Origin of the sequence: Collinsella sp. HCP3S3_E5 (genome assembly GCF_052067635.1) — a bacterium.
In the GTDB taxonomy this organism is placed as follows: Bacteria; Actinomycetota; Coriobacteriia; order Coriobacteriales; family Coriobacteriaceae; genus Collinsella.
This window is the reverse complement of sequence record NZ_JBQHQF010000018.1, coordinates 26,987-41,132: the sequence shown is the minus strand read 5'-3', so window position 1 is coordinate 41,132 and position 14,146 is coordinate 26,987. Positions and strand designations below refer to the sequence as shown.

General features: G+C 61.1%; 11 protein-coding genes. 9 read left to right on the top strand and 2 right to left on the bottom strand.

Going from position 1 to position 14,146, the window contains the following annotated elements; genetic code table 11:
- A partial coding sequence (locus ACTM82_RS06710; RefSeq protein ID WP_441088526.1) for a helix-turn-helix domain-containing protein occupies window positions 1-407 on the bottom strand: 407 nt, incomplete at its 3' end.
- A 407-nt stretch (window positions 408-814) separates the two neighbouring features.
- Here ACTM82_RS06710 and ACTM82_RS06705 point away from each other — a divergent pair.
- From ACTM82_RS06705 to ACTM82_RS06690, 4 genes are all read left to right on the top strand, one after another.
- On the top strand, window positions 815-1,186 hold the full coding sequence (locus ACTM82_RS06705) for a hypothetical protein (RefSeq protein WP_441055335.1): 372 nt from the start codon (window positions 815-817) through the stop codon (window positions 1,184-1,186).
- A gap of 775 nt (window positions 1,187-1,961) precedes the next feature.
- Window positions 1,962-2,405: a hypothetical protein gene (locus ACTM82_RS06700; RefSeq protein WP_441055333.1), complete on the top strand. Its 444-nt coding sequence runs from the start codon at window positions 1,962-1,964 to the stop codon at window positions 2,403-2,405.
- 562 nt (window positions 2,406-2,967) lie between these two features.
- Window positions 2,968-3,162 carry a hypothetical protein gene (locus ACTM82_RS06695; RefSeq protein WP_441088525.1) on the top strand — a complete coding sequence of 65 codons (195 nt, stop codon included), beginning with the start codon at window positions 2,968-2,970 and terminating at the stop codon, window positions 3,160-3,162.
- Between the two features lie 95 nt (window positions 3,163-3,257).
- Entirely contained in the window at window positions 3,258-4,250 is a 993-nt protein-coding gene (locus tag ACTM82_RS06690) for a PLP-dependent transferase (protein WP_441055331.1), read from the top strand.
- Between the two features lie 236 nt (window positions 4,251-4,486).
- Here the strand turns inward: ACTM82_RS06690 and ACTM82_RS06685 are convergent, their stop codons facing one another.
- Complete coding sequence (locus tag ACTM82_RS06685) at window positions 4,487-4,834, bottom strand: winged helix-turn-helix domain-containing protein (protein ID WP_441033506.1); 348 nt, start codon at window positions 4,832-4,834, stop codon at window positions 4,487-4,489.
- Window positions 4,835-5,027: 193 nt separating this feature from the next.
- On the opposite strand from ACTM82_RS06685, the gene ACTM82_RS06680 reads away from it, so the two are divergent.
- The 5 genes from ACTM82_RS06680 (at window position 5,028) to infB (ending at window position 14,142) form a co-directional block, all read left to right on the top strand.
- Window positions 5,028-6,539 (top strand): IMP dehydrogenase, encoded by a 1,512-nt coding sequence (locus ACTM82_RS06680; protein WP_154515410.1) that lies wholly within the window; start codon window positions 5,028-5,030, stop codon window positions 6,537-6,539.
- 259 nt (window positions 6,540-6,798) lie between these two features.
- The gene (gene leuS, locus ACTM82_RS06675; protein ID WP_441055329.1) at window positions 6,799-9,375 is read left to right on the top strand and encodes a leucine--tRNA ligase; all 2,577 of its coding nucleotides are present in this window, start codon (window positions 6,799-6,801) and stop codon (window positions 9,373-9,375) included.
- Between the two features lie 256 nt (window positions 9,376-9,631).
- Complete coding sequence (gene rimP / locus ACTM82_RS06670) at window positions 9,632-10,126, top strand: ribosome maturation factor RimP (protein WP_441033500.1); 495 nt, start codon at window positions 9,632-9,634, stop codon at window positions 10,124-10,126.
- Between the two features lies 1 nt (window position 10,127).
- Window positions 10,128-11,375, top strand: a complete 1,248-nt coding sequence (gene nusA, locus ACTM82_RS06665; protein WP_154515419.1) for a transcription termination factor NusA — start codon at window positions 10,128-10,130, stop codon at window positions 11,373-11,375.
- Window positions 11,376-11,466: 91 nt separating this feature from the next.
- Window positions 11,467-14,142 (top strand): translation initiation factor IF-2, encoded by a 2,676-nt coding sequence (gene infB / locus ACTM82_RS06660; protein ID WP_441055327.1) that lies wholly within the window; start codon window positions 11,467-11,469, stop codon window positions 14,140-14,142.
- The last annotated feature ends 4 nt before the right edge of the window (window positions 14,143-14,146 follow it).

Genomic DNA, 14,146 nt, shown 5'->3' with positions numbered 1-14,146 from the left:
AGGCAAAGCCAAAGAGAGAAAGAGGCACGCCTTTGCCAAACCTGAAACCTTTCCTTGCCACGTGTGAAAAGAACCGCTGCCTCAATTGAAAGCCCGAGCTTGACACAAACATACCGGCCGCAGCCGTTGCAGCATCGCGGCCACGCCGCCAGGCGCGGGCAGGCCGCCGACAGGTCGGCGGAGGCGTCCACGCGCTCGCCGCGCCTGGCCTTCGGCGCCGTCACGAACCTGTGCGACGCCACCTCGGCGCTCACCGTCGAGGGCGACCTGCCCAGCTCCCTCGCGATCTCCCTGCACGACGCCCTGCGCTCCAGCATCCTCTGGACCGTGTCCCGCTCGTGCCTCGTGAGCCTTCCGTAGGCCCTCGGGACCGCCCTTGCGGAGCCGCTCTTCTTCTTTCCGGACATGCCGTCCTCCGATCTCCCGGGGCCGGCCGATCCGGCCCTCAGGGTATCGGGTTCCCACATTCATCCGCACATGTACGGATGAATGTGGGAGGTGTTCGGATAAAGTTGATAATCAAGGAAAGCTATGGAGACTTCCGGTTGCCTTGTGTCAAGTCCAAAATTGGAGTAAATTTGTGTCAGTGAAATTGACGTGGAGCTCCTACGGGAACCACGTCCACCTGAAAGGCGGTCTCCGTTTGGCGGCCGCCTTTCGCATTTTCTATGAGGACTTGTGTCTAAGCCGTTTCTTACGATTGAGGAGCAGGTTGGACTGCTTATTTCTCGTGGCCTCATCGCCGATTCGGAAACTGATCGCCTTTTGATGAGGGTGATCTAACCTTCGGTAATCTCGAGCACTTTTTAATTTAATGAAACCTCAAGGAAAGAAAGACGTCGCGAAGATGATTGCACTTTCAACTCGTGAACTCAACGCTCCTAATCCGGGCTTCCTTGAGGTAAATGACATGAGGACGCATCTGGAGGTGCTTGTAAAGTTTCGCAATATTTGTGCTCATGACGAGCGCTTGTACTGCGCCAAGGTTGGTGGAAGAAAAGACGTTAATTACCTCAAGATGACCTGGATGCTCGAGCACTACTTAACTCACTCGGAATTCATGGAGTATTTGAAGGACTTGTTGGGGCTTATTTCTACGGGTGTTAACGACGCCTCTATTGGACACGTCTTGTCTGGACTTGGATATCGAGAGTTCAATGCTCAGCTCCAAAGGAGATTGTGCTAACTGAAATCGAAGTTCGCATACAATGATAATCAATACAAAGAAGTTGGTTGAGATCTTCTTATCGGGGACGCATTCGCTGAGTGTGCCCCCGTTTTCTTTATGGCCGAAGTGGCGTATATTCCGATAGGACGCTTGTCGCTCTGCCATTTGCTGCGAGGATGGGTTTATATTGGAGCATTTCGCATTAACTGAAAGCTGAGAGTCCTTCGGGTAACGTTTTCTGTTGTGTTGAAGGCTTATTACATGAGCTGTTTCCGGAAGTGCGGGGGGAAATCGAGACCTGTCGACCACGATCGGTTATTCGTCATTAAAACCGCAGGTCACAATTGTTTAAAAGTGTGGCTTGGTTGGCTTGAAGTCGTTTCCCCCGCACTTCTGAGAACCGATGCCGGAAGTATGCGTCAAATTCTGGAAACTCTGAGCACACGCCCTATTTTGTCCAAAGAACCCGCATGTAGATTGATTGCGGTGTTCCCGCGTGGTCGGCGTGTTTCAAATTTGCCGCATACTTCCGGATTTAACGTTCTGATGCAGCGCGTGCTGACGTATTTACTTGGCAAATTACTGCAATTTAGTGGGGTAAGTCGTTGAGTCACCCAAGTGTCATTCATTGCCCCGCCGTCCGCCGATTGCAAAAACGATTTACGCCGAATTGTTCGCTTGTCCCAGCGTACTTCGATTTGTTACGGATCCAATCTCGTTACACTAATAGATGCTGCTACCAGGCCATTTTCTGGTGCAGGTCTATTGGCTTTCCGTGGAGATCGGAGCGGCCATGTCAGTCGTTTTGTCCAGTCATCATCGTCGTCACATTCTGCTTGTCGCTATGGCCTGCCTATGCGTTTTGCTGAGCGGGCCTTCTTATGCCGCGGGTGCGGATAGCCTTACCATCGCGGGCCAGACCTACGACGAGCCCGGTGTCTCGGGCCCCGGCTGGGCCTGGACCGATGCTGGCCATCTGCAGCTTAATTGCTACGCGGGCGAGGCCATTGGCGCGGAGGGCGATCTGGTGGTAACGCTGGCGGGCCAAAACGTTGTGGACGAGGCACAGGCCGAGGATGCGGACATGCGTACGAGCGGCCTTGAGGTGTGGGGCAACCTTACGCTTTGTGGCGCGGGCTCGCTGCGCGCGACGGGTTCGCAGTGCGGCGTCTTTGCGCTGAGCGCGCTGGTGATCGACGGCTGCTTGGTCGATGGCCGGGCTGACGGCAGGGCATGATCGATGCCTCGGTGGCCGGCGTGCGCGGTGCCACTGTTACCGTGCGGGGCCGCACGCACTGCTAGCAGTGGATCGGACGATGACTGCCGCTTCTTTGGCGTGTACGCCTCCGATGGCCAGTTTGCCGTGGATGCCTCTTGGGTGGATGCGACGGGCGCAAACGCCGGTGTTGCCTGCGAGACGGTTCACTTACGTCGGCGCAGTTTGTGACGCCGATGGGTGGGGCGTTTGGTAGCACCAGCGTGATTGATGCCAACGGGCCTGTGACGCAGCATGTGGTAATTGAGCTCACGGGCGCCAATCCGCCGGCAGGGTAGACCAAGCCCGGTACCGATGAGCCCGCCGGCGGCGATCCCGCGGGGGATACAAAGCCCGGTAGCGAAGAAAAGCTTGGAGATGAGACCAAGCCCAGCGAAGATTCCGCCCCCACGCCTGATCCGTCTCACAAGCCGGACGTAAAGCCCGCGCCCGCGTCCACCAAGACGCCTGCGATCAAGACTGCCAAGAAGACCAAGCCCGCATCGACGCCGGCCGCCGTGCTCGCCAAAACCGGCGACGGCGATTGGATGATTGTTTCCCTGGCATGCGTAACGATGGGGATGCTGCTACTTTGTTTAGCTTTACTGGCTGCGAAGTGATTGTCGCTAGACATGCCTCAAGTGGCTTATTAGTTTCCACGCGCATCTACCCTGCGACCTATGGCGTGTCCGTTGATGCCGCTGGCGCGAATGTGACCTACCACGCGCTCAACATCTAGGCGAGCAATCGCCTATTGGCGCTATACTGCAGCCGTTGCCCACGATGTGGGAAACATCCGCATCGTGGGCTTTTGTTTTGAGGGGACGGTGCCACGTGGACGTGCAACAGCTAGAAGAGGCTTGGGCTGCAAGGGCCAACGCACGTGAGGCGCGACTGGTTGCAGCCTCGCATGCGCCGGCAGCGCTTGCGCTGTTGGGGATTGTGCGCCCCGGTGACCGCCTGGTGGCCTTTGCGGATGACTTTGCCAAAGCTTTTGTGCGCGGCTTTGATGGCTGCGACATGGCTATGGTGGGGGAACCGTCGGTTGCGGCGTTTGCTGCCGCGTCCGAGGGCTTTTATGCTTCGCTTGATGCCGAGGGGCCGCACCTGTGGTGGTTCGTCAACTCCATCGGCGGGCATGGCCTTCGTGTGCCCGATTTGCGCGCTCTGGGTCGGGCGGCTCGCGAGGTCCATGCGCTGCTCGTGGTGGATAACACGGTGGCGTCGGCTTTTGGCTGCGATCCGCTGCGGCTGGGTGCTGCGCTGTCGCTCGAGGCGCTCGATCGCGTGTGTGCCGGTGATGCTCCGCACAAGTTGGTTGCTGTATCGGTGGCGCGCTCGCAGCTCAAGCGCCATCGTGTGGATGCCGCAGCTGAGTGCGCGCATGCCCTGCTTGGGGGCTGTGGCTTGGCCAAGTTTGATTTGCCTGATGACGAGGCCGATGTGCTGGAGCGTGGGCTTTCCTCGCTCGACGCTCGCATGCAGGCTCACTTCGATCGCGCCCGTGCGCTGGCCGAGTATCTGGCCGCGAACGAGATGGTGCGCAACGTGCGCTATCCCGGGCTGAGCGCGCATCCTGACCATGCGGTTGCAACGGGAATCCTCGAGCATGGCTTTGGACCGGCAGTTGAGTTTGACCTTATCGAGCGTGGCGCGGGAGAGCTGTTCGACGCTTTGCCGGGGGAGTTCCGCACATCGCCTGCCGGCGGCGCAACGATGCGTCTTTCGGCCCCACGTGGCAAGCAGGGGGGCACCATCCGCCTCTTCGCCGGCACCGACGATCCCCTGACGGTAGCCGCTGCCCTCGATAACGCCTTCCGACAGTAGCTAATCTGTTGACTCATCGGGGCGCGTGCCACGAAAACGGCCTATCTACTACGTTTAAGCCCTAAGGGTCGACCATAATCGACTTTTTGAAAATTGATAAACTGTCTACCAGCGGTTTTGTTTTCTTAATTTACGGTCTGGTCGGCGGTATTCGACTAAACGTAGTAGATAGGCCCGTTTTGTGTCTCGCGTCATAATTCGTGGGGGCAGTGGACTAAAAATCAGTTCCAAAAAGTCTACTCTGTGTTGATAGTGGCGATGAGGACGTCGGCTTTGGCAGCTATGACCTGGTTTATGTCGGCCTGCAGCTCCTCGTAGGCCGCTATGGCTCGCTCGCCGGCGGGGGTGAGCGAGCTCCCGCGGGCGCCGTCGCGCTCGATGAGCTTGCACCCCAGCTGCCCCTCGGCCTCGTTCACAATGCGCCATGCCTTGGAATAGGCCATGCCCATGCTCTTGGCGGCGCGGTTGATTGAGTGTTCGCGGGCGATACCCTGCAGCAGCAAGACGCAGCCGTGGCCGAACACGCCCGGCAGATCTTTGTCGCACGACTGAATGACCAGTTTTGCCGTCGTCTTGTACTCCATGCGCTCCACGTCTCTCCGTTAAAGTGTTTGCTGGGCAAACGCAAAGCCTGCGTTAAACCCTCGTGTGCTCTTCTTAAATCATGCATTGTAGCAGTCAAAGTGCGTTAAGATACTTGCCCAGTATTGGGCGCCCAAGGTTGGGCTGGGTCCTACGAGGCCTGCAGCCGACCGGTCGCATGGAAAAAGGAGAAACATGGCTACGTTCTTTCCCGGTGAGTCCCACACGTTTTCGGAGTATCTGCTGGTCCCTGGTTATTCGTCCTCGCAGTGCATCCCCAACAACGTCTCTCTAAAGACGCCGCTAACCCGCTTTAAGCGCGGTGAGAAGCCGGCAATCACCCTGAACATCCCCATGGTTTCCGCCATCATGCAGTCCGTCTCGGGCGTCGACATGGGTGTCGCGCTCGCTACCGAGGGCGGCCTGTCCTTCATTTACGGTTCCCAGACCCCCGAGTCCGAGGCCGCCATGGTCAAGGCCGTCAAGGATCACAAGGCCGGCTTTGTCCAGTCCGATTCCACGCTGACCCCCGATATGACCATGGAGCAGGTTATCGAGCTCAAGGAGAAGACCGGTCACTCCACCATGCCGGTCACCGACGACGGCACTCCCAAGGGCAAACTCCTGGGTATCGTTACCAGCCGTGACTATCGCCCCAGCCGCGATGACCACCAAAAGAAGGTCTCCGAGTTCATGACCCCGCGTGAACAGCTCATCGTGGGCGACAAGAACATCAGCCTCAAGGTTGCCAACGACGTCATCTGGGATAACAAGCTCAACGCCCTGCCCATCGTCGACGACAACGATCACCTTATGGGCATCGTCTTCCGCAAGGACTACGACAGCCACAAGACCAACCCCAACGAGCTGCTCGACGGCGACAAGCGCTACATGGTCGGCGCCGGCATTAACACCCGCGACTATGCCGAGCGCGTGCCGCTGCTCATCGAGGCCGGCGCCGATGTCCTGTGCATCGACTCTTCCGAGGGTTTCAGCGAGTGGCAGAAGCGCACCATCGAGTGGATCCGCGCCAACTACGGCGAGGACGTCAAGGTTGGTGCCGGCAACGTCGTTGATGCCGAGGGCTTCCGCTTTTTGGCCGACTGCGGTGCCGACTTTATCAAGGTGGGTATCGGCGGCGGTTCCATCTGCATTACCCGCGAGACCAAGGGCATCGGCCGTGGCCAGGCCACCGCGCTGATCGACGTCTGCCGCGCTCGCGACGAGTACTACGAGGAGACCGGCGTCTACGTGCCCGTGTGCTCCGACGGCGGTATCGTCTACGACTACCACATGACGCTCGCCCTTGCCATGGGTGCCGACTTTATGATGCTGGGCCGCTACTTTGCCCGCTTTGACGAGAGCCCGACCGAGCGCGTCAACGTCAACGGTCAGTACATGAAGGAGTACTGGGGCGAGGGTTCTGCGCGTGCCCGCAACTGGCAGCGCTACGACCTGGGCGGCGCCGCGAAGCTCAGCTTTGTCGAGGGCGTCGACTCCTACGTTCCCTACGCCGGCTCCCTTAAGGACGGCGTGGGCGGCACGCTCTACAAGATCAAGTCCACGATGTGCAACTGCGGTGCCCTCTCGATTCCCGAGCTCCAGAAAAAGGCACGCCTGACCCTGGTGAGCTCGACCTCGATTGTCGAAGGCGGCGCCCACGACGTAGTCGTCAAGGATTCGCAGCAGTCTGTATCTTATCGATAGGATAAGAGCCGCACATAAAGGTTGAGTTCCAACCACGTTATTAAGATAAAGCGAGATGCCTGCAAGTCGCAGGCATCTCGCTTGTCGTATTTGCTATCATCAGTCAAGTTAACCTTAGGGTCGGTCGGCTTGGCTTTGTTCGCTACAAGTTCCGCACACAAAGAAGAGCACTTAATGTGCTCTTCGTCTTGCGCAGGACTGTCCGCAGTAGCGAATAAAGCCAAGCCGACCGACCCCAGCTAAGATTAAAGGAGCTGATATGTGCGATTGCACAGATCATAAGGACGAGATTCCTGCCTACGACGCGCAGGCCATTGAGTCCAAGTGGATGAAGGCCTGGGAGGACTCCAACCTCTTTGCCGTCGACACCGACGCCAGCAAGCCCAAGAAGTACGTGCTCGAGATGTTCCCGTATCCTTCGGGCGACCTGCACATGGGCCACGCGCGCAACTATACCATCGGCGATGCCATGGCCCGTCAGGCCCGTATGCGCGGCTTTGACGTGCTGCATCCCATTGGCTTTGACGCCTTTGGCCTGCCCGCCGAGAACGCCGCCATCAAGCACAACACGCAGGCTGCCGCCTGGACGTATAAGAACATGGACCAGGCGCTCGCCACGATGAAGCGCATGGGCTTCTCCTACGATCTGGATCGCATGGTCAAGACCTGCAGCCCCGACTACTACCGCTGGGGTCAGTGGATCTTTGAGAAGATGTGGGAAAAGGGCCTGGTCTACCGCAAGAAGAACCCGGTCAACTGGTGCCCCAACTGCAAGACCGTTCTGGCCAACGAGCAGGTTACCGAGGGCAAGTGCTGGCGCTGCGGCACCGAGCCCGAGAAGCGCGACCTTGAGCAGTGGTACTACAAGATTACCGAGTACTCCCAGGAGCTGCTCGACGATCTAGAGAAGCTCCCCGGCTGGCCCGAGCGCGTTAAGCAGATGCAGGCCAACTGGATCGGCCGCTCCGAGGGCGCCGAGGTCGACTTTACCCTGTGTGATGCCAACGGCGATCCCATCGAGGGCGACGAGGGCAAGATCACCGTCTTCACCACGCGTGCCGACACGCTCTTTGGCGTCTCCTTCTTTGTCCTGGCTCCCGAGTACGCTCGTCTGCACGAGCTCGTCGAGGGCACGGAGTACGAGGAGGCCGTTACCAAGATCGTCGAGGACTCCAAGCATATCTCTGCTGTCGAGCGTGCCCAGGGCACCCTCGAGAAGCACGGTGCCTTTACGGGCCGCTACGTGGTTAACCCCGTCAACGGCGAGAAGGTTCCCGTGTGGGTTGCCGACTATGTCGTTGCCGATTACGGCACCGGCGCCGTCATGGCCGTTCCCTGCGGCGACCAGCGCGACTTTGAGTTTGCCCGCAAGTACGACCTCCCGATCGTCCCGATCATCCTGGACGATGACGACCGCGCTTCCGTCGAGGCCAGTGGCGAGACCATCGATACCTTCCATGCCGAGACCGTCGACTGGGATTGCGCCCACGCTGCCGAGGGCACGCTCGTCCAGTCCGGCAAGTACACCGGCATGCGCGGCGGTAAGCACTCCGAGGGCGAGGCTGCCATCGTGGCCGACCTCGAGGCCATGGGCTGCGGTCGTCGCAAGGTCGAGTTCCGTCTGCGCGACTGGCTCATCAGCCGTCAGCGCTATTGGGGCAACCCCATCCCGGCCATCCATTGCGAGCACTGCGGCATTGTGCCCGTGCCCGAGGACCAGCTGCCGGTGACGCTGCCCGAGAACCTGGACCTGGGCGCCGGCGAGACCCTCGCCGAGTGCAAGGACTTCTACGAGACTACCTGCCCGGTCTGCGGCCGCCCGGCCAAGCGCGAGACCGATACCATGGACACCTTCACCTGCTCCAGTTGGTATTACCTGCGCTATACCGACCCGCACAACACCGAGCTGCCCTTCTCCCGCGAGGCGGCAGACCGTTGGATGCCCGTCGATAACTACATCGGCGGCATCGAGCACGCCATTTTGCACCTGCTCTACAGCCGCTTCTTTACCAAGGCGCTGCGCGACCTGGGTCTGCTGAGCGTGGACGAGCCCTTTACCAACCTGCTGTGCCAGGGCATGGTCAAGGACGAGAACGGCGACACCATGTCCAAGTCCAAGGGCAACGTCGTGCCTCCGAGCTCGGTTATCGAGCCCTACGGCGCCGACACCATGCGTCTGGCGATCCTGTTTATCGCCCCGCCCGAGAAGGACTTTGACTGGGATCCCAAGGCCGTCGAGGGTGCCAACCGCTTTATCAAGCGCGCCTGGCGTATCGTGTGGCAGCTTGTCCAGTCGGGTGATGCCAACGTTGCCTTCGACAAGTCCGTGCTCGACGAGACCGCGATGAAGCTCTATCGCGAGCGTCACCGCACCATCGCCAAGTGCACCGAGGACTTCGATCGCGGCCAGTTTAACACCGCGATCTCGGCCGTCATGGAGCTCGTCAACGCAGCGAGCGCCTACCTCAACGCCACCGAGGGCGCATCGCGCGACAAGGCACTGTGCTACGGCGTGGCCAAGGACATCGTGAGCGTCCTTGCCCCCATCTGCCCGTTCTGGGCCGACGAGCTGTGGCACGAGGCACTCGGCTGCGAGGGCAACGCCTACACCGCCGCCTGGCCCGAGTTTGACCTGGCCGAGTCCATCGAGGACACGGTGCAGATCGTGGTCCAGGTGCTCGGTAAGGTCCGCGGCCGCATCGATGTGGCCCGCGATGCCTCCAACGAGGAGATGCAGGCTGCCGCCGAGGCCGCTGTTGCCAAGTGGCTCGAGGGCAAGACGGTCGTCAAGGCCATCTGCGTGCCCGGCAAGCTGGTCAACCTGGTGGTTAAGTAAACCTTGCGCATATAGTTGATGCACAATAGACGAGGGACGATCCGGCTGGGTCGTCCCTCTTTTTGGATATGGATACTTGCGACTACACCTAATTATCCATTTCTTGTGGAGAACCTGTGCTCACGCTGACCTGCGGATTTGTGCTGTGGTTGCACGTTTTCGCAGGTATTGGTATAGTTTGCTTGCAAATGAAGTTGTAATTGAAAGAAGTGGGGTTTCGGCCCCGCTTCTTTTTTGTATGGATGGAGGTGCCGCAATGGTCAAGACCAAGACCGAGCAGGCGATCATCGACGCGCTCGAGGCCGTCGCTCCCCAGCACGATGTCGATATTGTCGACGTTGAGCTCGTGGGTGCTACCAAGGCCCCCTGCGTGCGTGTGCGTATCGAGGGTGCCGAGGGTCAGAGCCTGTCGCTCAACGACGTCACGGCCAACACCAAGTGGGTCGGCGACGTGATCGAGGAGCTCGACCCCATCTCTTCGAGCTATACGCTTGAGGTGTCGAGCCCGGGTATGGCGCGCCCGCTGCGCCGTCCGCGTGACTTTGCCCGCTTTGTGGGCGAGGACTGCGAGCTTTCCTCCACCGCCACCGAGGGCCGTCGCAAGTACTCCGGCAAGATTGCCGCCGCGACCGAGACCAACGTAACCCTCGAGCTCGAGGACGGCGAGTCTGTCACCCTCGATTTTTCCGATGTTAAAAAGTGCAAGTTGAAGCCCGTCTATGACTTCAAGCCCGCGAAGGAAGGAAACTAACATGGCAGCATCCGACATGATGTCCGCCCTGATGGAGCTTTGCCAGGAGAAGCACATCGACCAGCTCTACCTGATCGACCGCCTGGAGCAGTCGCTCGCCAAGAGCTATGCCGAGATCCTGCATCTTGAGTGGGGCGCCAAGGTGACCATCGACCGCACCACCGGCAAGATCTATGTCTACCGCCTGGAGCCGATCGATGATTCCATGGACGAGGAGGGCAACTTCACCGAGTTCGAGGAGATCGACGTCACCCCCAAGAACACCAGCCGCATCGCCGCCCAGCACGCCAAGGCCGAGATCAACGCCATCGTGCGCAACTCCGCCCGCGAGCAGATCTACGAGGAGTTCTCCGGCCGTATCGGCGACCTCATCAGCGGTACCGTACTGCAGTCCACACCCGACTTTACGATCGTCAAGATCCGCGAAGGCGTCGAGGCCGAGCTTCCGCACTTTGATCAGCGCCGCTACGAGAACGAGCGCAACGAGCGCCCCATGGGCGAGCGCTATCTGCACAACCAGCACATCAAGGCCGTGATCATTGACGTTCGCGACCCCAACTCCACGCTTCCGCCGGTCCGCGGCGAGCACAGCCGTCCGCCGATCGTTATCTCGCGTACCCACCCCGAGCTCATGCGTCGTCTGTTTGAGCAGGAGGTGCCCGAGATCTATGAGGGCACCGTCCAGATCAAGTCGATCGCCCGCGAGCCCGGCCAGCGCTCCAAGGTCGCCGTCCACTCGCTCGACGACCGCCTGGATCCCGTGGGCGCCTGCGTCGGCCCCAAGGGCAGCCGTGTGCGCGCCGTCGTGGGTGAGCTGCGCGGTGAGCGCGTCGACGTCATCCTGTGGGATGCCGATCCGGCCGTCTACGTCGCCAACGCCCTGTCGCCCGCCAAGGTCACTCGCGTCCTTATCGACGAGGAGAAGGCCTATGCCGGCGTCATTGTGCCCGACGACCAGCTTTCGCTCGCCATTGGCAAGGAGGGCCAGAACGCCCGCCTGGCCGCACGCCTGACCGGCTGGCACATCGACATTAAGTCCGAGACCCTTGCCGCCGACATCCTCAAGAACGTTCCCGTTCACGAGGAGCCTGCCGCTGACCTGATCGGTGACGAGGAGGATGACGACGCCCGTCGTTGCGAGTACGTGTCCGAGGACGGCATCCAGTGCCGCAACCAGGCCCGTCCCGGTTCCCGTTTCTGCGGTGTCCACGACACCGACGCCTTCGATGATGCGGAGGACCTGATCTAGCGCGCGGTTGCGCTGGACAGGTTCCGGCGCACATCCCACGCTCGTTCAGTCTCTAGGCACCCAAGGTGCCAGAAAGGGTAGGTGAAGTCATATGGCAAAAGTCCGTGTTTCCACCCTGGCCAAAGAGTTCGGCATGACCTCCAAGGAACTGATGGGTCACCTCGCCGAAATGAAGATTCCCGCTAAGTCTGCTTCCTCCGCGCTGGAGGACGCTTATGTTGCCATGGTCCGCAAGCAGCTTGCCTCGGTGATCGAGGCCCACGCCCAGGAAGTCGAGGCCGCCAAGCAGGCCGAGGAGGAGGCTGCCGCCGCCGAGGAGGCAGCGCGTGCCGCCGAGGCCGAGCGCGAGCGCATCGCCGCCGAGAAGGCACGCGAGGAGGAGCGCCGCCAGTTTGCCGCCGCCCAGGCCGCCGAGGAGGCAGCCCGTGCCGAGGCCGAGGCCAAGAAGAAGGCCGAGCAGGAGCGCCTTGCCCGCGAAAAGGAGGAGGCTGCTCGCGAGGCCCAGCGCCGCGCCGTTCCCGCTTCCGACTCCGGTTCGCGCTTCCGTTCGCTGCTCGATCAGATCGCCGCACAGGAGACCGTGCTCAAGGAGAAGAAGGACGCCGAGGACAAGGCCAAGGCCGAGCGCGGCAACCGTCGCGGCGGCAACAACGATCGTCGTGGCGGCCGTCGCAACGACCGCAACGCCTCCGAGAACCGCCCGCACAGCCATCGCACCAACGCCAGCAACAATGTCGCTGCCGGCATGGATTTCCCCAACCCCGATAAGCAGGGCAAGGGCAAGAAGCGCAAGGGTGGTCACAACAGCGAAGAGGACCACTACAGCCGCATGGCGCGCGAGGCCGAGGAGTACAGCCGCGAGAAGGTTCTCGAGGAGGCCCGTGCCGCCGTCGAGGAGGCCTCTCGCGAGTCCACCGGTCGCCGCAAGAAGCGCAAGGAGAAGCGCGAGCGCGAGGCCGCTAGGGCTCAGGAGGAGCGCAAGATTGAGGAGGCGCTGGCCCAGGGCGTGAACCCCGAGGAGCTCGACGCCATCAAGGTCTCCCAGGGCGTTACCGTCCAGGAGCTTGCCGAGGCGCTCGACGTTCCGGCCAACGACATCATCAAGCGCCTGTTCCTGCTGGGCACGCCGCTCACCATGACGCAGTCCATGTCCGACGACCTTGTCGAGCTCGTTGCCGACGACTTGGGCCGTCAGATCAGGATCATCACCCCCGAGGAGGAGAACACCTTCTCGTTCTACGACGATCCCGCCGACCTTAAGCCCCGCGCCCCGGTCGTCACCGTCATGGGTCACGTCGACCACGGCAAGACGAGCCTGCTCGACGCCATCCGCCACACCGGCGTTGCTGCCGGCGAGGCTGGCGGCATTACCCAGGCCATCGGCGCATCGCAGGTCATGATCAACGACCGCAAGATCACCTTCATCGATACCCCGGGCCATGCTACCTTTACGGCCATGCGTGCCCGTGGCGCCAAGGTGACCGACATCGTCATCCTGATCGTCGCCGCCGACGACGGCGTCATGCCCCAGACGGTCGAGTCGATCAACCACGCCAAGGCCGCCGGCGTTCCCATCGTCGTCGCCGTCAACAAGATCGATAAGCCCGGCGCCAACCCCGACCGTGTACGCCAGGAACTCACCGAGTACGGCGTCATCCCCGAGGAGTGGGGCGGACAGAACATGTTCGTCAACATCTCGGCCAAGCAGAAGATCGGTATCGACGACCTTCTGGAGACCGTGCTGCTCCAGGCCGACGTGCTCGAGCTCAAGGCCAACCCCGATACCTTCGCCTCGGGCAACGTCCTCGAGGCCAAGCTCGACAAGGGCCGCGGCTCGGTCGCTACCGTGCTCGTGACCCGCGGTACCCTGCACGTGGGCGATACGCTGGTCGCCGGCCTCACCTATGGCCGCGTCCGCGCCATGCTCGACCCCAAGGGCCGCGCCGTCACCGAGGCCGGTCCCTCCGACGCCGTCGAGATCCTGGGCCTGCAGTCCGTCCCCAACGCCGGTGACGAGTTCCGCGTGTTCGAGGACGAGCGCGAGGCGCGCGCCCTGGCCGATGAGCGCTCGCTCAAGGCCCGCATCGAGGAGCAGAGCCGCGTGAAGCACGTCACGCTCGAGAATCTCTTCGAGACCATCGCCGACGCCGAGGTCAAGGAGCTCAACCTGATCATCAAGGCCGACGTCCAGGGCTCCATCGAGGCCCTTCAGGACTCGCTCGACAAGATGGATCAGTCCGAGGTCCGCATCAACACGATCCACTCCGCGGTCGGTGCCATCAACGAGACCGACGTCGTCCTGGCCGACGCCTCCAACGCCATCATCATTGGCTTTGGCGTGCGTCCCGACGGTAAGGCCCGCTCCGCTGCCGAGCGCGAGGGCGTCGAGATCCGTTGCTACGACGTTATCTACAAGTGCCTCGAGGAGCTCGACGCTGCCCGTATCGGCATGCTCAAGCCCACCGAGGTCGAGGTCTCCACGGGTACTGCGACCGTCCTGGACACCTTTAAGGTGCCCAAAGTCGGTATCGCCGCCGGTGTCCGCGTCGAGGAGGGCGAGATCGCCGCGACCGATTCCGTGCGCCTGGTGCGCGACGGCATCGTTGTCTTTAACGGTAAGATCGCCTCGATGCGCCACTACAAGGACGAGGCCAAGAGCCTCAAGAGCGGTTCCGAGGGCGGCATTGGCCTGGAGAACTTCCAGGACATCAAGCCCGGCGACCAGATCGAGGGTTACCGTATCGACCAGGTTGCCCGTACCGAGTAGGGGG

What these genes read in the sequence shown, in the direction of transcription:
- ACTM82_RS06685 (WP_441033506.1), bottom strand. Translation starts at nt 4,834, where the DNA reads ATGGAGTACAAGACGACGGCAAAACTGGTCATTCAGTCGTGCGACAAA.
- rimP (WP_441033500.1), top strand. Translation starts at nt 9,632, where the DNA reads ATGGTCAAGACCAAGACCGAGCAGGCGATCATCGACGCGCTCGAGGCC.
- ACTM82_RS06705 (WP_441055335.1), top strand. Translation starts at nt 815, where the DNA reads ATGAAACCTCAAGGAAAGAAAGACGTCGCGAAGATGATTGCACTTTCA.
- nusA (WP_154515419.1), top strand. Translation starts at nt 10,128, where the DNA reads ATGGCAGCATCCGACATGATGTCCGCCCTGATGGAGCTTTGCCAGGAG.
- infB (WP_441055327.1), top strand. Translation starts at nt 11,467, where the DNA reads ATGGCAAAAGTCCGTGTTTCCACCCTGGCCAAAGAGTTCGGCATGACC.
- ACTM82_RS06700 (WP_441055333.1), top strand. Translation starts at nt 1,962, where the DNA reads ATGTCAGTCGTTTTGTCCAGTCATCATCGTCGTCACATTCTGCTTGTC.
- ACTM82_RS06680 (WP_154515410.1), top strand. Translation starts at nt 5,028, where the DNA reads ATGGCTACGTTCTTTCCCGGTGAGTCCCACACGTTTTCGGAGTATCTG.
- leuS (WP_441055329.1), top strand. Translation starts at nt 6,799, where the DNA reads ATGTGCGATTGCACAGATCATAAGGACGAGATTCCTGCCTACGACGCG.